Annotated in this window: 17 protein-coding genes and 2 pseudogenes; 9 read left to right on the plus strand and 10 right to left on the minus strand. The window is 72.6% G+C overall.

The genetic code is table 11. The annotated features are described in order from the left end of the window. Window positions 1-43: 43 nt before the first annotated feature. Complete coding sequence (locus B086_RS0113110) at window positions 44-3,418, minus strand: S41 family peptidase (RefSeq protein ID WP_026252375.1); 3,375 nt, start codon at window positions 3,416-3,418, stop codon at window positions 44-46. A 239-nt stretch (window positions 3,419-3,657) separates the two neighbouring features. Between B086_RS0113110 and B086_RS0113115 the strand changes: the two genes are divergently transcribed. The 7 genes from B086_RS0113115 (at window position 3,658) to B086_RS0113145 (ending at window position 9,529) form a co-directional block, all read left to right on the plus strand. Then, window positions 3,658-4,260, plus strand: coding sequence for a TetR/AcrR family transcriptional regulator (locus B086_RS0113115; protein WP_018566870.1), 603 nt, complete (start codon window positions 3,658-3,660; stop codon window positions 4,258-4,260). A gap of 132 nt (window positions 4,261-4,392) precedes the next feature. Further along, window positions 4,393-6,633 carry an MMPL family transporter gene (locus B086_RS0113120; protein ID WP_018566871.1) on the plus strand — a complete coding sequence of 747 codons (2,241 nt, stop codon included), beginning with the start codon at window positions 4,393-4,395 and terminating at the stop codon, window positions 6,631-6,633. Window positions 6,634-6,761: 128 nt separating this feature from the next. Continuing rightward, the gene (locus B086_RS0113125) at window positions 6,762-7,607 is read left to right on the plus strand and encodes a helix-turn-helix domain-containing protein (protein WP_026252376.1); all 846 of its coding nucleotides are present in this window, start codon (window positions 6,762-6,764) and stop codon (window positions 7,605-7,607) included. Continuing rightward, the gene (locus B086_RS0113130) at window positions 7,604-7,789 is read left to right on the plus strand and encodes a DUF397 domain-containing protein (protein ID WP_018566873.1); all 186 of its coding nucleotides are present in this window, start codon (window positions 7,604-7,606) and stop codon (window positions 7,787-7,789) included. Before B086_RS0113125 ends, B086_RS0113130 begins: the two co-directional genes overlap by 4 nt. A 39-nt stretch (window positions 7,790-7,828) precedes the next feature. Next, window positions 7,829-8,332 (plus strand): YbaK/EbsC family protein, encoded by a 504-nt coding sequence (locus B086_RS0113135; RefSeq protein ID WP_018566874.1) that lies wholly within the window; start codon window positions 7,829-7,831, stop codon window positions 8,330-8,332. Beyond that, window positions 8,329-9,174: a DMT family transporter gene (locus B086_RS0113140; protein WP_018566875.1), complete on the plus strand. Its 846-nt coding sequence runs from the start codon at window positions 8,329-8,331 to the stop codon at window positions 9,172-9,174. The genes B086_RS0113135 and B086_RS0113140 overlap by 4 nt, the downstream gene beginning before the upstream one ends. 79 nt (window positions 9,175-9,253) lie before the next feature. After that, entirely contained in the window at window positions 9,254-9,529 is a 276-nt protein-coding gene (locus B086_RS0113145; protein ID WP_026252377.1) for a DUF1876 domain-containing protein, read from the plus strand. A 46-nt stretch (window positions 9,530-9,575) separates the two neighbouring features. Here B086_RS0113145 and B086_RS0113150 read toward each other — a convergent pair whose 3' ends face one another. From B086_RS0113150 to B086_RS0113165, 4 genes are all read right to left on the minus strand, one after another. Beyond that, entirely contained in the window at window positions 9,576-10,754 is a 1,179-nt protein-coding gene (locus tag B086_RS0113150) for a serine hydrolase domain-containing protein (RefSeq protein ID WP_026252378.1), read from the minus strand. A 101-nt stretch (window positions 10,755-10,855) separates the two neighbouring features. After that, entirely contained in the window at window positions 10,856-11,632 is a 777-nt protein-coding gene (locus B086_RS0113155) for an energy-coupling factor ABC transporter ATP-binding protein (RefSeq protein WP_026252379.1), read from the minus strand. After that, on the minus strand, window positions 11,620-12,381 hold the full coding sequence (cbiQ, locus tag B086_RS0113160; RefSeq protein WP_018566879.1) for a cobalt ECF transporter T component CbiQ: 762 nt from the start codon (window positions 12,379-12,381) through the stop codon (window positions 11,620-11,622). Before cbiQ ends, B086_RS0113155 begins: the two co-directional genes overlap by 13 nt. Before the next feature lies 1 nt (window position 12,382). Then, a complete protein-coding gene (locus B086_RS0113165) occupies window positions 12,383-13,447 on the minus strand; it encodes an energy-coupling factor ABC transporter permease (protein ID WP_086024210.1) in 1,065 nt (354 codons plus the stop codon). A 220-nt stretch (window positions 13,448-13,667) separates the two neighbouring features. On the opposite strand from B086_RS0113165, the gene B086_RS0113170 reads away from it, so the two are divergent. Further along, window positions 13,668-14,027, plus strand: a complete 360-nt coding sequence (locus tag B086_RS0113170) for an SsgA family sporulation/cell division regulator (protein ID WP_018566881.1) — start codon at window positions 13,668-13,670, stop codon at window positions 14,025-14,027. A 48-nt stretch (window positions 14,028-14,075) separates the two neighbouring features. Here the strand turns inward: B086_RS0113170 and B086_RS0113175 are convergent, their stop codons facing one another. From B086_RS0113175 to B086_RS39960, 3 genes and pseudogenes are all read right to left on the minus strand, one after another. After that, window positions 14,076-15,746 (minus strand): penicillin-binding transpeptidase domain-containing protein, encoded by a 1,671-nt coding sequence (locus B086_RS0113175; protein WP_026252381.1) that lies wholly within the window; start codon window positions 15,744-15,746, stop codon window positions 14,076-14,078. 297 nt (window positions 15,747-16,043) lie between these two features. After that, window positions 16,044-17,666: a penicillin-binding transpeptidase domain-containing protein gene (locus B086_RS0113180; protein ID WP_018566883.1), complete on the minus strand. Its 1,623-nt coding sequence runs from the start codon at window positions 17,664-17,666 to the stop codon at window positions 16,044-16,046. 277 nt (window positions 17,667-17,943) lie between these two features. Further along, a pseudogene (locus B086_RS39960) lies at window positions 17,944-18,087 on the minus strand (ATP-binding protein); the annotation flags it as partial. 2 nt (window positions 18,088-18,089) lie between these two features. Between B086_RS39960 and B086_RS39965 the strand changes: the two are divergent. Next, a pseudogene (locus B086_RS39965) lies at window positions 18,090-18,445 on the plus strand (helix-turn-helix domain-containing protein); the annotation flags it as partial. A 124-nt stretch (window positions 18,446-18,569) separates the two neighbouring features. On the opposite strand, the gene B086_RS39970 reads toward B086_RS39965, so the two are convergent. Next, window positions 18,570-19,562, minus strand: a complete 993-nt coding sequence (locus B086_RS39970; RefSeq protein ID WP_051115829.1) for a hypothetical protein — start codon at window positions 19,560-19,562, stop codon at window positions 18,570-18,572. Between the two features lie 171 nt (window positions 19,563-19,733). Beyond that, on the minus strand, window positions 19,734-21,485 hold the full coding sequence (locus B086_RS0113200) for a dolichyl-phosphate-mannose--protein mannosyltransferase (RefSeq protein WP_018566886.1): 1,752 nt from the start codon (window positions 21,483-21,485) through the stop codon (window positions 19,734-19,736). Window position 21,486 lies beyond the last annotated feature (1 nt).

Genomic DNA, 21,486 nt, shown 5'->3' on the forward strand with positions numbered 1-21,486 from the left:
GGGTGTCCCGTCCGCCGGGGCACCCCATGCGGCCGCCGGGCCCTCAGTCCGGCCGCGGCGGCAGCTTCGGACGGGCGAGGTCGGGCACGCCGCCGTAGCCGGGCGGGGTCGCGGCCGGGTGCGACGCCAGGAGTTCCAGGGCCAGTTCGATGGCCCGGTCCATCTCGACGTGCCGCCCCTCGGCCCAGTCCAGCGGGGTGCGCAGCGCCTCGATGTCGGGCTCGACGCCGTGGTTCTCCACGGACCAGCCGTACGCGTCGAACCAGGCCGCGTTCATCGGCACCGTGATCACCGTGCCGTCGCCGAGCCGGTGCCGCCCGGTCATGCCGACCACGCCGCCCCAGGTGCGCTGGCCGACCACCGGACCCAGCTCCAGCAGCCTGATCGCGGCCGTGATCATGTCGCCGTCCGAGCTGGTCGCCTCGTCCGCGAGGGCCACGATCGGGCCGCGCGGCGCGTTGGAGGTGTACGAGACCGGCTGGGCGTCGCGGGTCAGGTCCCAGCCCAGGATGGTCCGGGTCAGCTTCTCGATGACCAGTTCGCTGATGTTGCCGCCCGCGTTGCCGCGTACGTCCACGATGAGCGCGGGTCGGGACATCTCCATGCGTACGTCCCGGTTGAACTGCGCCCAGCCGGAGCCGCCCAGGTCGGGGATGTGCAGATAGCCGCACCTGCCGTCGCTCAACTCGCGGGTGACCGCCCGGCGTTTGGCGACCCAGTCCTGGTAGCGCAGCGGCCGGTCGTCGACCAGCGGGACGATCGCCACCCGGCGGGCCGGTCCCTGGCCGCCCGCGGGCGAGAACGTCAGCTCCACCGTCGTACCGCCGGACCCGGCCAGCAGCGGCCAGGGGCCCGTCACCGGGTCGACCGGCCGTCCGTCGACATGGGTCAGCACGGCGCCCGCGCGGATGCCGGTGCCGGCCAGCGGCGAGCGGGCGCGCGAGTCGGAGGAGTCGCCGGGCAGGATCCGGCGGACCGTCCAGCCCTCCTCGCGCGGCACCAGGTCGGCGCCGAGCAGGCCCTGCCAGCGCTGGTAGTGCGCGGGGCCCTCGTTGCGGCGGGCGGCGGCGACATAGGCGTGGGAGGTGCCCAGCTCGCCCAGCACCTCGCGCAGCAGATCGGCGAACTCGTCGGGGGAGGCGACCCGTTCGACCAGCGGCCGGTACTGGGCGAGCACCCCGTCCCAGTCGATGCCGCACATCCGCGGCTCCCAGAAGTACGCCCGGATCAGCCGCCCGGCCTCCTCGTACGCCTGGCGCCACTCGGCGCCCGGGTCGACGACGTGCAGGATGCGGCGCAGGTCGATCCAGGTCGTGGTGTCGCTGTCGCCGGGCTCGGTGGCGGGCACCGCGCGCAGCTCGTTCTCGTCGACCACGACCAGCCGGGTGCCGTCGCCGCTGACCGCGAACCAGTCGAGGTGGGCGACGAGTTCGGACTTCTTCGCCTTGCTGATGTGGAAGTACTCCAGGGTGGGCCTGCCGGTCGTGTCGTCCGGGTTGGCGAACGTCTCCCCGAGCGCGCCGGAGATCGGCCAGCGCTGCCAGACCAGGCCGCCGCCCGCGACCGGGGCGAGCGCCGAGTACTTGGAGGCGATGACCGGGAACGGCGTCACCCGGCTCTCCAGGCCCTCCACCTCGACGGTGACCGCGCCGGGCTCGCCGTTCTCCTCGTCCTCCACCGGGTCCAGGCCGCCCGCCGCCGGGCGCCCCTCCGGGTTCAGCGCGAAGGGGGAGGGCGTCGCGGAGGACAGCGGGACCAGGTAGGGCTTGCAGCCGAGCGGGAAGGACAGGTCGCCGGTGTGCACGTCGTAGACCGGGTCGAAGCCGCGCCAGGACAGGAAGGCCAGATAGCGGCCGTCCCGGGTGAAGACGGGGTTCTCGTCCTCGAAGCGGCCGTCGGTGACGTCGATGACCAGGCCGTCCTTGATGCGGGCCAGCCTGATCTGGCGCAGGGTCCGGCCGATCCCCGGCTGCGACCAGGTCAGCCAGGCGCCGTCCGGGGAGAACGCGAGGTCGCGCACGGGGCCGTTCACGGAGCGGACGAGTTCGGTGACGGTGCCGCGGGGGGCCGGGGCCGCCTGGTCCCGCGCGCCGTTCTCCCCGCCGCCCTGCGCCTCGGCCCCGCTGTCGGCGGTCCCGGTGCCGCCCGCTCCGCTCTCACCGCCTGCGCCGTCTGCGCCGTCTGCGCCGACTTCCTCCGTCACGTCGAGCAGCAGCAGCCGTCCGTCGTGCGCGGCCAGCGCGAGCCGTTCGCCCTCGGGGTCGGCGGCCATCTCCAGCACCCGGCCCAGCTCGCCCTGGGCGATCCGGCGCGGCGGCCGGGGCCCGGTGGCGCGCGGCAGCTGGGCGATCTCCACGGCGTCCTCGCCGCCCGCGTCGGTGACGTAGGCGATCCGGCCGCCGGAGCCGAGCATCTCCGGGAGCCGGACGCGGACGCCGGGCGTGTCGGTGAGGGTGCGCGCGGGGCCGTCGCGGTGGGTGAGCCAGTACAGGGAGCCGCGGACGACGACCGCGCTGGCCCGGCCGGTCTCGTCCACGGAGAGGCCGTCCAGGTTCTGGGCGGCCGGGACGGGGTGGCGGCGGCGTCCCGCGCGCGGCCCGCTGAGCCGTACGTCCAGGCGGCGCGGCACCGAGTCGGGGGAGAGGTCGTCCACGATCCACAGGTCGCCCGCGCACTGGTACACCACGCGCCGCCCGTCCCCGGCGGCGTGCCGGGCGTAGAAGGCGTCGTGGTCGGTGTGGCGGCGCAGGTCGGAGCCGTCGTGGGCGCAGGAGTAGAGGTTGCCGACGCCCTCGTGGTCGGAGAGGAAGGCGATCCGGTCGCCGACGAACATCGGGCAGGCCAGATGGCCGTTCAGATCGGGCAGCAGCCGCTGTCCGTGCAGCCAGAGGCGGCCGGTGGCCCCGCCGCGGTAGCGCTTCCAGGAGGCGGGTTCGTGGGGCGGGGTGCCGGTCAGCAGCAGGGTCCTGCGCTCGCCGCCGGTCTCGGCGGCCTGGATGTCGGCGACCGGTCCCCAGGGCAGTTTGCGGCCGGGGGAGCCGTCGGTGGCGACCTTGTAGGCCGAGGTGAAGTAGGAGAACGGCTCGCCGTGCGAGGTGACGGCGAGGATCTCGCTGTGCCCGTCCTCCTCGGGCGGTGTCCAGCCGCACACCTGGGTGTCGGAGCTGCCCCAGTAGGTCAGCTGCCGGGCGGGCCCGCCGTCCACCGGGACCAGATGGATCTCGGGTGCCAGGCTGCGCCAGCTGGTGCAGGCGAGGTGGCGGCCGTCGGGGGAGAAGCGGGGATGGCCGGTCTTGGTGCGGTCCACGGTGAGCCGCCAGGCCCGTTCCGCACCGTCCAGCGGCGCCAGCCACAGGTCGTCCTCGGCCACGAAGCACAGCAGGTCGCCGCTGAGGTGCGGCATACGCAGATAGCTCACCTCCTCCATGCTTCGCCGGGGTGCCGGGCGGGGCAACCGGAGCACCGCGGCGAGAGCACTCCGGAGCGCGCAGGGGCTTCTCCAGGGGGAGCACTCAGGGGGCTCTTTCAGGGGGCTCCTTTACGGGGATCCGACAGAAGTGACCCAACCCACGTACGAAACTGTTTCGTTTCGATAGGTGGGTGCGCTACATTCGTGTCGTACGAATCCGTGTCGTGTGCGGCGGGAAGGCGGACGGGATGACCGAGATGACGGCGGTGCGCCGGAGCCGGATCACGCCCGAGCGCGAGGCCGAGCTGTACGCGGCCGTCCTCGACCTGCTCCGCGAGGTCGGTTACGACGCCCTCACCATGGACGCCGTGGCCGCCCGTACGCGCTCCAGCAAGGCCACGCTCTACCGCCAGTGGGGCGGCAAGGCCGAACTGGTCGTGCGGGCCGTGCGGCACGGCAAGCCCGGGAAGCTGGAGGGCACCGACACCGGCACGCTCCGCGGCGACCTGCACGCGCTGACGAGCCGTGAGGACGACTGCACCATGGAGCAGAACTCCGCGCTGATGCGGGGCCTGGCCATGGCGATGCACTCCAACCCGGACCTCAGACAGGCCTTCCGGGAGCAGTTGATCGAACCGGAGATGGCCGAGTTCAAGCGGCTGCTCCAGCGGGCCGTCGACCGGGGCGAGATCCGTCCGGACTGCCCGGCGCTGGACTTCGTGGTGCACATGCTGGCCGGCGGCTTCGTCGTCCGGGCGCTGATCGAGGACCAGCCGCCGACCCAGGACTTCCTGCGGTCGTACATCGACGCCGTGGTGCTCCCCGCCCTCGGCGTGCCCACCACCTCCTGAACCGCCCTCCCCAGGCACCTCAGTAGCTCTCCTCCTCCCCAGCAAGCCCACCTTCTGACGTCACCGCTCACGTCGTCGGGCTGATGACCCCTGCCCTGATCCACCCAACGACCTGACCGGGAGTACGCCCACGTGGCCACGTTCCTGTACAAACTTGGACGCCTCGCCTTCAGGCGACGGCACTTCGTCGCGCTGATATGGGTGGCGCTGCTGACCCTCGCCGGTGTCGGCGCCGCCTCCGCGCCCCCCGCGGGCAACACGTCCTTCTCGATCCCCGGCACCGAGGCGCAGAAGGCCTTCGACCTGCTGGAGCAGCGCTTCCCCGGGGCGAGCGCCGACGGGGCCACCGCCCGCGTGGTGTTCAAGGCGCCCGGCAACGGGAAGATGACCGACGCCGGGAACAAGGCGACCGTCGAGAAGACCGTCAAGGAGCTGTCGGACGGCTCCGAGGTCGTCTCCGCCGCCGACCCCTACACCGGCAACGCCGTCAGCAAGGACGGCACCGTCGCCTACACCTCGGTGAAGTACAAGGTCTCCGGCATGGAGCTGGAGGACTCCTCGCGCACCGCGCTCAAGGACGCCGCGCAGCACGCGCGGGACGCCGGGCTGACCGTGGAGATCGGCGGTGACGCGCTCAGCGCCGCGCCCGAGACCGGGGCCACCGAGGTCATCGGCATCGCCATCGCCGCCGTCGTGCTCGTCATCACCTTCGGCTCGCTGCTGGCGGCCGGACTGCCGCTGCTGACCGCGATCATCGGTGTCGGCATCGGCGTCTCCACGGTCACCGCGCTCGCCAGCGCCCTCGACCTGGGCAGCACCACCTCGATCCTCGCCTCGATGATCGGCCTCGCGGTCGGCATCGACTACGCCCTGTTCATCGTCTCCCGCTACCGCACGGAACTCGCCGAGGGCCACAGCCGCGAGGAGGCGGCGGGCCGGGCCACCGGCACCGCGGGCTCCGCCGTGGTCTTCGCCGGACTCACCGTCGTCATCGCCCTGGTCGGCCTCTCCGTCGTCAACATCCCGATGCTGACGAAGATGGGCATCGCCGCGGCCGGCACGGTCGTCGTCGCCGTCCTGATCGCGCTCACCATGATCCCCGCACTGCTCGGCTACGCCGGCCGCAGGATCAAGCCGACCGGCGAGAAGAGCAGGCTGCTGGGCGGCGGCCGGGCCGCGAAGAAGGCGCAGGCCGCGCAGAAGGCGCAGCAGCCGGCCCGCGACAACATGGGCACCCGCTGGGCGCGGTTCGTGGTGCGCCGTCCCGTCGCCGTGCTGCTGCTCGGCGTGGTCGGCCTGGGCGTGGCCGCGGTGCCCGCCACCTCCCTCGAACTGGGCCTCCCGGACGACGGCTCCCAGCCGGTGTCCACCACCCAGCGCCGCGCCTACGACCTCCTCTCCGAGGGCTTCGGGCCCGGCTTCAACGGCCCGCTGATGGTCGTCGTGGACGCCAAGAAGAGCGGTGACGCCAAGGCCGCCTTCACCGAGGTGACCGACAGCATCAAGGGTCTCAAGGACGTCGTGACGGTGACCCCGGCCCAGCCCAACAAGGCCGGCGACACCGCGACGATCACCGTCGTCCCGAACTCCAAGCCGTCCTCCTCCACCACCGAGGACCTGGTGCACGCCATCCGCGACGCGGGCAGCGGCATCAAGGCCACAACGGACGCCGAGGTACTGGTCACCGGCTCCACGGCGATGAACATCGACGTCTCGCAGAAGCTGAACGACGCCCTGTTCCCGTATCTGGCGCTGGTCGTCGGCCTCGCCTTCCTGCTGCTGATCGTGGTGTTCCGCTCCGTCCTGGTCCCGCTGAAGGCGGCGCTCGGCTTCCTGCTGTCGGTGATGGCGGCGCTCGGCGCGGTCGTCGCGGTCTTCCAGTGGGGCTGGCTGTCCGGCCTGATGGGCGTGGAGGAGACCGGCCCGGTCATGTCGATGATGCCGATCTTCATGGTGGGCGTCGTCTTCGGCCTCGCCATGGACTACGAGGTCTTCCTCGTGACCCGGATGCGGGAGGCGTACGTCCACGGCGAGCAGCCCCGGCAGGCCGTGGTGACCGGCTTCCGGCACGGCGCGCGCGTCGTCACGGCCGCCGCGGTCATCATGATCGCCGTCTTCTCCGGGTTCATCGGCTCCAGCGAGTCGATGATCAAGATGATCGGCTTCGGCCTGGCCGTCGCGGTCTTCTTCGACGCGTTCGTCGTCCGCATGGCCATCGTCCCTGCGGTCCTCGCCCTCCTCGGCCGCCGCGCCTGGTGGCTGCCGAAGTGGCTGGACCGCGCCCTGCCCAACGTGGACGTCGAGGGCGAGGGCCTGCGTGCCCACGACGCCCGCCGCGACCCGGACACCGACCGGGAACCGGCCCTGGCCTGACCGGATACGTGGACGAGGGCGCGGCTTCCTGCGGGGGCCGCGCCCTCTTCGTTCTGTCCGGGGTCTGTCCCGTGCTGTCCGGGCCGTCCCCGGCGTTGTACGGGTAGGGCTGCGACCGGAGGTGGGACGTGAACGAAGGTGTGGACGAGGCGGGTTGGGACGTCGAACCCGGCGACGAGATCGAGCCGGTGGTCCAGGCGGTGGGGCGGCTGCTCAAGGTGTGCCGCGAGTCGGCGGGCATGCGCCCGGCGGACCTGGCGGAGATCACCGGCTACGGCGAGGACATGATCCGCAAGATGGAACACGGGACGCGGATCCCCCGCCCGGAGTTCCTGGACCGCGCGGACCAGGTACTGCGGGCGCAGGGGCATCTGCGGGCGTTCATGGAGGACATGCGGAAGGCGCGGTATCCGAAGAAGGTACGTCGGCTGAAGGAGCTGGAGGACAAGGCCGTGGAGATGCTGCTTTACAGCAACCACAACATCCATGGCCTGCTCCAGACACCGGAGTACGCGCGGACCCTGTTCGAGATGACTCAGCCCGCGCTGCCCGAGAGTGTCATAGAGCGGGAGACCGCTGCCCGCGCCGCGCGTAAGGGCGTCTTCGAGCGGGATCCCGCCCCTACGCTTGCGTTCATCCAGGAGCAGGTGACGCTGGAACGCCCCTACGGCGGGGCTGCAATGCTGAAGCGGCAGCTCGAACACCTCCTGGAGCTGACCCGGTTGCGTCACGTCACGCTTCAAGTGATGCCGACCAATCGGGAGGACCACGCGGGAACCCAGGGCCTGATCGAAGTCCTCAAGTTCGCTGACGGCACTGCGATCGGGCGCTCTGACGGCGCCTTCAACGGGCGTCCGGTAGAACATCCCAAGGATCTTCGCATCCTGGAATTGCGCTATAGCATGATCAGGGCGCAGGCTCTCACCCCGAGGGAGTCGCAAGCCTTCATCGAGCAAGCGCTGGGGAGACTATGAGCACGCTGCAACTCCACTGGTTCAAGAGCAGCTACAGCAGCAGCGGCGAGCCCGGCGACTGCGTCGAGGTCGCCACCACCCCCGCCACGGTCCACGTACGTGACTCCAAGCGCCCGGAGACGTCGCGCCTCGCGGTCGCGCCCGCTTCCTGGGCGGAGTTCGTGGCGTACGTCGGGGAATGACTTCGCGGGGAGCGGGCGGGCACCGCTAGCGTGCCGGGCATGACGATGACGAACGGCGCCTTCGACGTCCACCCGCGATTCGTCGCGGCCCTGCGTGAGCTGGGGCTCGACGAGCTGGCCGGGCGGGTGCGGCACTTCCCCGAGGCCACCCGCACCGCCGCCGAGGCCGCGGCGGCGGTCGGCTGCGAACTGAGCCAGATCTGCAAGTCGCTGATCTTCGCGGCGGACGGCGTGCCGGTGCTCGTCCTCATGGACGGCGCCTCCCGCGTGGACGTGGAACGCGTCCGCGCGGAACTGGGCGCCCAGAAGGTCACCCGCGCCAAGGCCGACGTCGTACGGGAGACCACCGGGTACGCCATCGGCGGGGTGCCGCCCTTCGGACATCGGACGCGGACCCGGGTGCTGGCCGACCGCTCGCTGCTGGAGCACGACACGGTCTGGGCCGCCGCGGGCACCCCGCACACCGTCTTCCCGATGGCCCCGAAGGAGCTGGTCGAGCGGGCCGGGGCCGTCCTCGTGGACGTGCGCGAGCGCGCTTCGTGACGCCGCTGGTCACCGCGGCCGTCCTGCTGGCCGCCGTCACCCACGCCTGCTGGAACGCCCTCGCGCACCGCATCCCCGACAAGCTCGTCGGGTTCACCCTGATCTCCGGCGGCGGGGTGCTGATCGGCGTGGCGCTGGCGCCGTTCGCGGCCTTCCCGGCGGCGGGCGCGTGGCCGTACCTCGGCATATCGGCGGTGCTGCACGTCGTCTACTACGTGCTGCTGATGACGTCCTTCCGGCTCGGTGACTTCGGGCAGACCTACCCGATCGCCCGGGGCACGGCACCGCTCGTCGTCACGGTCCTGGCCGCCGTCTTCGCCCACGAGGTCCCGGACCTCTGGGTGACCGGCGGCATCGCGCTGTCCTGCGCGGGGCTGACCGGGGTCGCGCTGTGGGGGCTGCGCGGACGCCGCCCGAACTGGACGGCGGTCGGCGCCGCGCTCGCGACCGGCCTGTCCATCGCCGCGTACACGGTCGTGGACGGCCTGGGCGTCCGCGCCTCCGGGACGTCCCTCGGCTACATCGCCTGGCTCATGGTCATCGAGGGCGTGGCCGTCCCGGTGTACGCCCTCGCCCGCTGGCGCGGCCGCACCGCGGCCCTGCTGCGCCCCCACGCCGCCCTCGGCCTGCTCGGCGCCGCGCTGTCCGTGACGGCGTACGGCATGGTCCTGTGGGCGCAGACCCGCGCCGACCTCGCCCCCGTCTCCGCGCTGCGCGAGTCCTCCATCCTGGTCGGCGCGGCCATCGGCGCCGTCTTCTTCAAGGAGCGCTTCGGCGCACCCCGGATCGCGGCGGCGGGCCTGCTGGTCGTGGGCATCGGCCTGATGCTGCACGCGGGTTAGCCGCCCGCCGGGCGGCTGGTGCTGCGTACCGCCCCGGGAGGGAGCACCCTGGAAGGAGGTGTTCCCGGAGGTGATGGTCATGATGAAGACAGCCGTGGGATGGCATGTGGAGCTGGAGTTCCGGGAGGACGGCCAGCACACGCGGGCGGCGGCGATGGTGCGGTTGCCCGACGGCAGCGAGGTCCGGGGCCATGGGCGGGCCAGCAGGCACCGTACCGACTCCGACCAGCCGCGGGTCGGCGAGGAGATCGCCGGGGCGCGCGCCCTCAACGAACTCGCCATGGAGCTGCTCACGAAGGCGCACGAGGAGATCGACAGCGCCTCGGGCCGCACCTCCCAGCCGATCCACGTCTGACACGTCTGAAGGGTCGCGTCGGGCGGGGCGCGTCCGGCCGGTCGCGTCAGGCCGGTCGCGCCAGTGCCGTCCGGACCGCCCGGACGAGCGCCTGCGCGCGCGGGTCCGCCGTCACGCTGCTGCGGAAGCCGTTGGTGACGTAGCCGAAGGCGGTGCCGGTCTCCGGGTCGGCGAAGCCGAGGGCGCCGCCGCGGCCCGGGTGACCGAAGGAACCGGGGCCGAGCAGCGGGGACGCGCCGCCGTGCAGCATGTACCCGAGGCCGAACCGGGTGCCCACCACCAGCACCCGGTCAGGGCCCGCGGAGCGCTCGGCGCGGGCCAGCTCCAGCGTGCCGGGCTCGAACAGCCGCCGGCCGCCGTCCACCTCGCCGATCAGCGCGGCGTAGAAGCGGGCCAGGCCGTCGGCGGTGGCGATGCCGTTGGACGCGGGCAGGGCCGCCGCGCGGTAGGCGGCGTCGTTCTCGTCGGGCAGCGGGGTGATCGCGCCGAAGGCGCGCCGGGTCAGCGAGCCGGGGTCCGCGTAGGCGTCGGCGACCGCGCGCTTGGGCCGCAGCCGCAGCCCGCCCGGGGACTCGGGTGCCGTGACCGGTCCGACCCGGCCCGCGCGCCCGGCCTCGGCGGCGGGCAGCCCGACCCACAGGTCGGCGCCCACCGGAGCGGCGATCTCCCGGGCGATCCAGGCGCCGATCGGCTCGCCCGTCACCCGCCGCACCAGCTCGCCGGTCAGCCAGCTGTACGTCTGCGCGTGGTAGCCGTGGCCGCTGCCCGGCTCCCACACCGGGGCCTGCGCGGCGACCGCCTGGGCGCCCAGGTCCGGGTCGGCGGCCTCGGCGGGGGTGAGCGGCCGGTCCAGGACCGGGACGCCCGCGCGGTGGGCGAGCGCCTGCCCCACCGTGGTCCGGTCCTTGCCCGCCGCCTTGTACTCGGGCCAGTAGGCGCCCACCGGTGCGTCGAGGTCGAGTTCGCCGCGCTGGTGGAGGAGCAGGAGGGCCGCGGCGGCGACGCCCTTGGTCGCGGAGCGCACTATCTGTGCGGTGCCCTGCTCCCAGGGCGCGTCCCGCGGGTCCCCGTCGACGTCCCGGCTCCCGGCCCACAGGTCGACGACCTTGTGCCCGTCCCGGTACACCGCGAGGGCCGCGCCCCGCTCACCGCGTACGGCGAAGTTCTCGGCGAACGCGTCCCCGACCGGTCCGAAGCCCTCGGCCACCGCACCGCTCACGTCCACGTCCACACCCGTACTCCTGCCACTCGTCACTCGTATCCGTCCGCAGCCTGCGACAGTGAGTGCAACACAGAGGCGGTGCCTGCGATTCCTCGGGGGTGGCCTCAGCCCCTGGGGGCCGAGGCCGCGCGCGGGTCGAAGCCGAAGGGCAGTTCCAGCCGGTGGGCGCGCATCAGGTCCTCGTCGGACAGGAGATCCCCGGTCGGTCCGTCGGCCGCGATCACGCCGTCGCTGAGGATCAGCGCGCGCGGGCACAGCTCCAGCGCGTACGGGAGGTCGTGCGTGACCATGAGGACGGTCACGTCCAACGCGCGCAGGATGTCGGCCAGTTCGCGGCGGGAGGCCGGGTCCAGGTTGGAGGACGGTTCGTCCAGGACCAGGATCTCCGGCTCCATGGCGAGCACGGTGGCCACCGCGACCCGGCGGCGCTGGCCGAAGGAGAGGTGGTGCGGGGGCCGGTCGGCGAACTCCGCCATGCCGACCCGCTCCAGGGCGGTGCGCACCCGCTGCTCCAGCTCGGGCCCCTTCAGCCCGGCCGCCGCCGGACCGAACGCGACGTCCTCGCGCACGGTCGGCATGAACAACTGGTCGTCCGGGTCCTGGAAGACGATCCCGACCTTCTGCCGGATCTCGGCCATGTGCCGCTTGCCGACCGGCAGCCCGGCCACCGTCACCGTGCCCGCGCCGCCGCTCAGGATGCCGTTGAGATGCAGCACCAGCGTGGTCTTCCCGGCGCCGTTCGGACCGAGCAGCGCCACCCGCTCCCCGCGGGCGACGGCGAAGTCCACGCCGAACAGGGCCTGGTGGCCGTCCGGATAGGCGAAGGCGAGGCCGGAGACCTCCAGGGAGGGCGGCGTCGAAGGCGTAGTCACAGGGTCCATCCCAGCAGACAGATGGCGAGCGCCGCACCGGGGAGGGCCAGCGCGTACGACCACTGGGCCCGGGAGGCGGTCGCCTCGTCGATGACCGGCATCGAACCGGCGTAGCCGCGGCTCACCATCGCCAGGTGGACGCGCTCGCCGCGCTCGTAGGAGCGGATGAACAGCGCGCCGGCCGACTTGGCGAGCACGCCCCAGTGCCGGACGCCGCTCGCCTCGAAGCCGCGCGACTCGCGGGCGATGCGCATGCGCCGCATCTCGTCGGTGATCACATCGCCGTAGCGGATCATGAAGGAGGCGATCTGCACCAGCAGCGGCGGGAGCTTCAGGCGTTGCAGGCCCAGCAGCAGTTCGCGCAGTTCGGTGGTGCTCGCCAGCAGGACCGAGGCGGCGACGCCGAGGGTGCCCTTGGCCAGCACGTTCCACGCGCCCCACAGGCCGTTCACGCTCAGCGAGAGCCCGAGGACGTGCACCCGCTCGCCCTCGGCGACGAACGGCATCAGCACCGCGAACGCCACGAACGGGATCTCGATCAGCAGCCGCTTGAGCAGGAACCCGGCGGGCACGCGGGCCACGGCGGCGGTGCCGGCCAGCAGCACCGCGTACAGCACGAACGCCCACACCGCCTCGCGCGGGGTGGACACCACGACCACCACGAACGCGAAGACCGCGGCGAGCTTGGTGTGCGGCGGCAGCCCGTGCACGGGGGAGTGCCCGTGCCGGTAGAGCCGGTGCGCGTGGCCCGCTCCCACGTCAGGCCGCTGCCTGGGAGGGCGGTGTCTCGGATCCGGCCGTACGGCGCCTGCGCACGACCCAGAAGACACCGCTGCCCACGGCGATGGTCACGCCGACGCCGATCACCCCGGCGAGACCGCCGGAGAGCCGGGCGTCGGAGATGTCCTTCACGCCGTAGTCGGCGAGCGGGGAGTCGGCGGAGGCGTGCGCCTCCTCCTTCTGGTCGATGCCCTTGTCGTGGGCGACCTTCTCCAGGCCGTCGGGGCTGGCGGAGGCGTAGAAGCTGACGAAACCGGCCAGCACCAGCGAGGTCACCAGGCCGGTGATCCACAGCTTGCGGTGCGGCCGCGCGGTGGCGGCGGCGGCCGGGACGGGGGCCGGTCCGGCGGCGGGGGCGTCGACCAGTTCGCCGCCGACCCGCAGCTTCAGCCGCTGCTCCAGACCGCGCGCGCCGTACACCAGGTCGGGGCGTACGGCGATGACGGCGCCCACCGTGAGCGCGGTGATCGCGGCCTCGCCGATGCCGATGAGGACATGCACGCCGATCATGGCGGTGGCGACCTTGCCGATGGCCACGTCGGTGGTGCCGCCGACCGCGTAGATCAGCGTGAAGGCGACGGAGGCGGCCGGGACGGAGAGCAGCGCGGCGACGAAGGAGGCGACCGTGACCGAGCGGCGGCGGCGCGGCAGCACCTTCACCAGGCCGCGGAAGACCGCGTAGGCGACGACCGTGGTGACGATCGCCATGTCGGTGATGTTGACGCCGAGCGCGGTCAGGCCGCCGTCGGCGAAGAGGATGCCCTGCATGAGCAGGACCACGCAGACGCACAGGACCCCGGTGTAGGGGCCCACGAGTATCGCGGCCAGCGCCCCGCCCAGGAGGTGGCCGCTGGTTCCTGCGGCGACCGGGAAGTTGAGCATCTGCACCGCGAAGATGAACGCGGCGACCAGGCCGGCGAGCGGTGCGGTCCGCTCGTCGAGTTCCCGGCGCGCGCCGCGCAGGCTCACCGCTACGGCACCGGCGGCGATGACTCCGGTGACAGCGGACGTGGGAGCGTTGATGAATCCGTCAGGCACATGCACCGTTCGATGATAGTGGCGTGTTGCGAACCTCTTGCAAGAGCGAGGTGGTATGCATCTGCGGCGACTGCGGGACGGATCGGGGCCGGCGGGGGAAGCGGATCGGGACGCGGGGGCATGAAACCGCAGATGTGGGACATTGGTAAAGAGGAGTGCAGAAGCGAGTAAACGTCTCGCTGGTGTCCGCCTCGCGTCGAGGTCACCTAGTGTGAGGGGCCGTCCGATGACCGCAGTCGAACAGTACGCGCGAGCCCGTGTCGTCACCGAGGACGACCATCAGGACGAGCACTGCGGTGTCCCGGTCGTCCTGCGCTACGACCCCCAGGACGACCCGGGCGCGGTCCGGATGGCTCTGCCCGGCCTGCCCGAGCGGACGTTCTCCCGGTCGCTGCTCGAACAGGGCCTGCGGGCCCCGACCGGCACCGGCGAGGTGCGGGTGTGGCCGTGCGGCCGGGTGCAGGCCGTGGTGGAGTTCCACTCGCCGCGGGGCGTCTCGGTGGTGCAGTTCGAGACGAAGACGCTGCTCAGATTTCTGCGGCGTACGTATGCCGCCGCCGCGGCGACGGAGATGGCGCACCACTGACCCCGCCTGCCTGGATCCCGGCGGGGCTCAGCCGCCGTTCCTCACGGCTCAGCCGCCCTTCTTCAGCAGGGCGGCGACGATCGGGCCCGCCGTGTCGCCGCCGTGGCCGCCCGCCTGGACCACACCGGCCGCCGCGAGGTCGCCGCGGTAGGCGGTGAACCAGCCGTTCGGCTTCTCCTGCCCGTCGACCTCCGCCGACCCCGTCTTCGCGCCGTAGTCGGGGCCGAGTCCGGCCATCGCCTGGGCGGCGGTGCCGGAGGCGGCCGTGTACCGCATCAGCTCCCGCAGCTGGGACAGGGTGGACGCGGAGAGCGTGCGCGAGGCCGTGGCCCGCTTGCGCTTGCCGGTGTCCGGGGAGACCAGGTAGGGCTGGTGGAAGGTGCCCGCCCGGACGGTCGCGGCCACCGACGCCATGTTGAGCGGGTTCATCCGGACCCCGCCCTGGCCGATGAGCGAGGCGGCCTTCTGCGCGGCCGACTGCACCGGCACCGCGCCGTCGAAGGACGGCACCCCGATCGACCAGTCGTCCCGCGCCAGCCCGAACACCTCTTGGGCCTGCCGGGTCAGGTCGTCGTCCTTCAGCTTGCCCGCCTGGCTGATGAAGGCCGTGTTGCAGGAGCGGGCGAAACTCGCCTTGAAGGTGCCGCCCTTGATCTCGAAGTCGTCGTCGTTGTGGAACGTCCAGCCGCCGTAGCTGAACGTCTTGGGGCACGGGTGCTCCTTGTCCACGGCCGCCAGCTTCTTGTCGAGCAGCAGCGAGGCGGTGATCACCTTCATCGTGGAGCCGGGCGCCAGGGAGCCCTGGAGGGCGGTGTCGAAGCCGTGGCCGCTGTTGGCCACCGCGAGTATCTCGCCGGTGGACGGGCGCAGCACCACGACCGAGGCGCGGGCCCGCCCGGCGACCTGCTGCTCGGCGGCCGACTGGAGCGCCGGGCTCAGGGTGGTGCGCACCGTGCCCGGGGTGCCCTTGCTCAGTTCGACGAGGGTCTTGTCCGCCAGCTTGCCCTTCTTCGACGCGGCGCCGCGCACCACGCGCAGCTCGACGCCCGCCCGGCCGCCCGCCGTCTTCCCGAACTTCTCCCGCAGCCCGTCCAGGACCGAGCCCAGCGACGGGTACGCGGCCGTGGTGAGCGCGCCGCCGTCCCGGTCCAGGGCTTTGACCGGCGGGGTGCCGGACGCCCCGGTGACGAGGGTGTCGCCGTCCTTCAGGTCCGGGTGCACGACGGCCGCGTGCCAGTCGACGACGGGTATGCCGTCCGCCGCCCGGCGCACCACGGTCAGCGCGCTGTCGTACGCCAGCGGCTTGCTCACGCCCTGGTAGGAGACCGTCGCCTTCACGGAGAACGGCACCGTGCCGCCGCGCGGGGTGCCCTGGGTCAGGGTGACGTCCTTGAGGCGGGCGTCCTTGGCGTATCCGGCGAGCAGCGCCGAGGCCGCGGCGGAGTCGGTGGTCGAGGCGGCCGCCTCGGTAGCCCGGCCCTGCTGCCAGGAGGTGAGGAACCGCCCGGCCGTGGTCTGGACCTCCAGCGCCGTCACGGGCCCGGTCCGCACCTTCTTGTGGGCGCCGGCCGCCGACGTGGTGCGGCCCTCGGCCTCGGCGCCGCCGCCGGAGAGCGTGTAGGCGCCGACCGCCGCGCCGCCCACGACCACGGCGACCACACCGCCGACCACCGCGGGCCGCGTTCTGCGCCGCTCGGCGACGCGCCTTCTCCTGCCCACTGGCTTCCGTCCTCCGCGCTGCCGGGCCCCGCCGCGCCGCCCGCGCTGCCGTGGCCGCCGTCGTCGTCCTGTCGTCCCCGTGGTGTCGTGCTGCCGTGCGACGGCAGTACTGCCGTACTGCCGTACTGCCGTACTGAGACACGCCCGGACCACCCTAGGGTCCGGGTCCGTCGCGGTGGCCGACTCGGACCGTCCGTAGCCAACCTGCGACATACGGCGTCGGGGCGCACGCCGGACGGGGCAGTGGAGGTGCGCGGCGGCCCTTCCGGGAAGGGCGGACCGGGCGGCGGAGGTGCCTCAGCCCGCCGCGCGCAGCACCGCCGCGACGATCGGACCGGCCGCGTCGCCGCCGTGGCCGCCCTCCTGCGTCATGGCCGCCGCCGCGACGTCGTTGCGGTACCCGGTGAACCAGCTGTTGGACTTGGCCTGCCCGTCGACCTCGGCGGAGCCGGTCTTCGCGCCGATGCTGCCGCTCAGCCCGGCCATCGCGGCGGCGCCGGTGCCGCTGGTGGCGGTGCGGTTCATCATCTGCCGCAGCTGGGTGACGGTGCTCGCGGGAAGGCCCTTGGCCGTGGCCAGTTCGCGGTCGTCGAGACCGGCGGAGACCAGGACGGGCTGGTGGAAGCCGCCCGTGATCGCGGTGGCCGTCACCGAGGCCATGTTCAGCGGGCTCATCTGCACCCGGCCCTGGCCGATCAGGTTGGCCGCCCGGTCCGGGCCGTCGACGGCCGGCACCGAGCCGTCGAAGGACGGGATGCCGGTCTTCCAGTTGTCCTGGCCGAGCCCGAAGCGGTCCTGGGCCTCCCGGGTGAGGGAGTCGGACTTCAGCTTGGGGGTGAACTTGATGAAGGCGGTGTTGCAGGAGCGGGCGAAGCTGTCCGAGAGGGTGGCGTGCTCGTCGGGCTGCATGTTCTTGAGATTGTGGAAGGTCTGGCCCTCCCACAGCACGTCCGGCAGACAGGGCGCGGGGCCGCTCGCCTTGGTGAGGCCGTTGTCGATGAGGGCGGCGGCGGTGACGATCTTCATGGTGGACCCCGGCGCCAACTGGCCCAGGAACGCCGCGTTGAAGCCGTCCGCGCGGTGGTTGGCGACCGCCAGCACCTCACCGGTGGACGCCTGGACGGCCACGACGGAGGACTCGGCGAACTTGTCCACCGCCTTCTCGGCCGCCGCCTGGGCGCTCGCGCTGAGCGTCGTGCGCAGCTTGCCCGGCTTGCCCTTGGCGAGGGTGATGAGCGGGGTCTCGGCCGCGTTGGTGTCGGCGTGGTGGATGCTCAGCTCGACGGACGGGGAACCGCCCGCCTTGTCGCCGTACTTCGACCGCAGTGCGTCCAGGATCGGGCCCAGGGAGGGGTACTTGTCCTTCGTGAGAACGTTGCCATGCCGGTCGACGGCCTCGATGGGCGGCGCGGTGGAGTCACCGGTGACGAGTGTGTCGCCCTTCTTCAACTGCGGGTGCACGAGGACCGGTTGCCAGTCGACGAGCGCCCGGTGGCTGGTCTCGCCGCGCACCACGGACAGCTTGCTGCTGTAGGCGAGCGGTGCGGTCTTCCCGCCGTAGGAGACGGTGGCCTTGACCGAGAAGGGCACGGTGGTGCCGATGGCGGCCCCGGGCGCGATCTGCACATCCGTGATGTGCGCCTCGCGCCCGTAGGAGGACAGCAACTGCTGTGCGTCCTGAGGGAAGTTGGTGTACGAGGCGGCCTTCGTCGCGTCGCCCTTCTCCCAGGCCGCGAAGAACTTCGACGTGGTGTCCTTCACCTCGTCCCGCGTCGGCGGCCCCGTCCGCGCGGGCGCCGGCCCGCTCGCGGTCGCGTCCCCCTCCAGCGCCGAGACGATCGTGTACCCCCCGTACACCGCCCCGCCCACCAGCACCACGCAGACCCCGCCCACCACGGCGGCCTTGGTCCCCTTGCGCATCACCGCGCTCCTCCCCGTCCCTCCCATGGCGCCTTCGCCCGCGCGGGCTTTCTTGAACGCGTTCAAAGGCGATGCGTGCCTCGAACTCTATGCGGAACCGAAGCCTACGGCGGCGCCTGTTGCCGGATGGTGTCCGAAGAGAGATCAGCTGTTCCGGGCAGATCCAGGTATGGGGGTACATGGGGAGGGGGCCCGCTGGAGTGGTCTCTCTGTCCGGTCGGCGCGTTAGATTCCCCGGGCAATGGGTGATGCGCCCGTCACGTCATCGGTCCGTGGCGGGCCGGCGAAGGCGCACGCTCGCCGGGAACCCCGGGCTGTGCACCTCCACCCGCGGCGAGGTCTTCTCCTTGAACCACTTCACCCGTACGAGCCACTCCTCGTCCGACCGCCCGTAGAGGATCGCGTTGGTCACCAACTCGGAATGCTCTGCGGTCACAGGGGCCGGCATCGTTGCCGAGGGTGAGCGAGAAGCAGTTCGCGCAACTGGAGGCGGAGCCGGCCAAGGGGCCGGCCGCGCACGGCCGGGACGACCAGCGGTGGGCCCGGTGCCGGATCAAGACCGTGATCGGCTGGCGCTTCCACCCGGCCTGCACCATCCAGGGGGTGCGCGAGCTGCTGGTCAGCAACGGCTGGTCCTGCCAGGTCCCGGCCCGACAGGCGATGGAGCGGGACGACGAAGCCGTGGTCGGCTGGGCGAAGGAGACCTGGCCCTGCGCGGAGGACTCGCGGGGGCCCGTGGAGCATGGGTCGTCTTCGAGGGCGAGGCCGGATTCCCGATGGGGTCTGGCTCAGGGTTCGTGCAGCAGTGACTGAGCGTCGCGAGCCGGGAGGCGGCTGCCTCGGCGGCGGGGGCTGGATGTGATACGAGTGCCGTCCGTACGGGGCCAGTTCCGGGTGGGGCGGTCAGTATCGCCGACGGCGGCGTCGGCGAGGCGCCGGCAGGGCCGCCGCCGTGGGCGTGAGGCCCTCCAAGAGCCGCCGGTAGGCGTCCGGGTCCCGCTCGAAGTCCGTCCCGGCTGCGATGGCGGCCCGGTCGGCGTCCTGCCCCCGGAGCAGGTCGACCGATGTCTGCGCGAACCGCTCCCACAGACCGTGCCGTTCGGCGTCGGCCACCAGTCGGCGCAGCGCGGTGACCGCCGCCTCGGCGTCGGCGCGGGCGGCCGGTCCGGCCTGGAGCCTGTTCCGCAGCCCGGCGGCGGGGGCCGCCTCCCCGAGCAGCGGGCGCAGCCGGTTCGCGAGGTCCCGGGCGTCCGCCGCCGCCCTGCGTGCCTGCGGCCCGGCCTCCCGCAGAACCCAGAGGGAGCGGACCAGTTCGGGGTCAGGTGCCGCGTCGAGCGACCCGTGGCGCTCGGCATCCCGCACCGCGTCCACGGCCCGCGCGTAGTCCTCGGCCGCCCACCCGGCAGCCTCGGCGAGCCGGGTCGCGCGACGCACGAGCCGGGCCTCCACGCCGAGGACCCGGGGGAGGGCGCGGAGGTTGCCGCCGACCATCCCGATCAGGATGAGCAGCAATCCCAGCAGCAGGAGGGTGTCCGAGGTGGTGAAGTCCTCCTCCGAGGAGGCTTTCAAATCGTCCAGGTCCCCCCGGTTCGGCCCTTCCGTGAACATGAACCCGGACTCCCAGCCGTAGCCCCGGCTGTCCTGGAAGTTCGGTGCCTTGAGAATGTCGCTCCGGCCGGCGTCGCAGTGGTACGGCCCCTCCCGCGTCTTCTTCTCATACGGGTCGCTCCACTGGACCCGGCAGGTGCCGTCAGCCTTCTCATCGACCACCGCCAAGTCGATCTGACGCGTCGCGGGCAGCTCCGGATCCGACCCGGTCGCGTACAGCCACGCCGAACACGCGAAGAGCATGAGACCGGCCGTCAGAACCCAGCGGAAGAACGGTATGTGCCTCATGTCGTCATCCCCCCACCGGCAGCCTCGCACGGCGTATGCAGGTGATCCAGAGGCTGGCTCCGGCAGCGTACCGCTGCTGTCCCTGCCGGGGTCCGGCAGCGGCCGCTGATGGCCAACAGTGACCACGAGGGCGCGGCCGGCCGTCGCAACCCCCGTGATGTGTCCGCCCAGCTACACCCACGTATCCAGCCACATCCGCGCCCGCCAGTCGTCGATCGGGATCGCCGTGCCCGTGTACAGGGGCCAGAAGTAGATGAAGTTCCAGGCGATGAGGAGGACGAGGACTCCCGCGCCGGTGGCGCCGGCCACGCGGCGGGTGTCGGTGGCGGTGGGGGGGCCGAGGAGGGCGCCGACGAGGTAGGTGACGGCGAGGCAGAGGAAGGGGACGAAGACGACGGCGTAGAAGAAGAAGATGGTGCGTTCCTGGTAGAGGAACCAGGGGAGGTAGCCCGCGGCGACGCCGCAGGCGATCGCGCCCGCGCGCCAGTCGCGGCGGAAGAACCAGCGCCACAGGACGTACACGAGCGCGGCGCAGGCCGCCCACCACAGCATCGGGGTGCCGAGGGCGAGGACCTCGCGGGCGCACTTGTCGCCGGCGTCGGCCGGGCAGCCGGCGGTGCCGGGGGAGGGGGACTCGTAGAAGTAGGAGACCGGGCGGCCGTCGACGAGCCAGCTCCACGGGTTGGACTGGTAGGTGTGCGGCGAGGACAGGCCGACGTGGAACTTGTAGACCTCGTGCTCGTAGTGCCACAGGCTGCGCCACCAGTCCGGGAAGAGCCAGGACCAGGAGCTGCCGCGGCCGTCGGTGGCCGCCCAGTTGCGGAAGTAGCCGCCGGTGCCGTCGGTGGGGGAGAAGATCCAGCCCGCCCACGACCAGATGTAGGTGACGACCGCGACCGGCACCGTGGAGAGGAAGGCCCAGCCCAGGTCCAGGCGGAGGACGGCGCGGTAGGGGCTGCGGGCCCCGGCCGTGCGGCGGGCGGCGACGTCCCACAGCACGGTCATCACGCAGAACGCGGCCATGACGTACAGGCCGTTCCACTTGGTGCCGATGGCCAGGCCCAGCATCAGGCCCGCCAGCCAGCGCCAGGGGCGCGCGCCGAGGCGGAGGGTGTCCGCGACGTCCGCGTCGGGCCGGGCGCGGCCGTCCGCGCCGACCGGCAGCGCGGCGGCCAGTCTCGCGCGGGCCCGGTCCCGGTCGGCCAGCAGGCAGCCGAAGGCGGCGAGCACGAAGAACATCAGCACCCCGTCGAGCAGCGAGGTGCGGCTCATCACGAAGTGCAGTCCGTCCACCGCCATCAGCGTGCCCGCCAGGCAGCCGAGGAAGGTGGAACGGAACAGCCTGCGGCCGATCCGGCACAGCAGCAGCACCGAGAGCGTGCCCAGCAGCGCGGTCATGAAGCGCCAGCCGAACGGGTTGAACCCGAACATCAGCTCGCCCAGCCCGATCACGTACTTGCCGACCGGCGGATGCACGACGTACGCCGCGTCGGCGGGCACGGGGACATGGCCGCCGCTGCCGAGGATCAGGTCGTTGGCGTTCTTGTCCCAGTTGACCTCGAAGCCGCGGTGGACGAGCGCCCAGGCGTCCTTGGCGTAGTACGTCTCGTCGAATATCACCGCCTTCGGGCTGCCCAGGTTCCAGAACCGCAGCACCCCGGCGAACAGCGTGACCAGCAGCGGGCCGCCCCACTCCGACCAGCGGGCCAGGCGCGCGCCGGTGGCGAGCGGGACGCCGAGGGCCGACCACAGCCGTGCGCCGGGCCGGGCGAACGGCGGCACCAGGCGCTCGCGCACGTCGGCTGCGGGCCCCGTCGGCTCCCCCGTGCGGCCGAAGCGGCGCAGCCGCCGCTGCCACTCGGGGCGCCGGTCGTCCGGGGCCAGGTCCTGCCGGGGGTCCGTGGAGGACGCGGTACTGGTCACC

Source organism: Streptomyces sp. PsTaAH-124, from assembly GCF_000373685.1.
GTDB classification, from domain to species: Bacteria; Actinomycetota; Actinomycetes; order Streptomycetales; family Streptomycetaceae; genus Streptomyces; species Streptomyces andamanensis.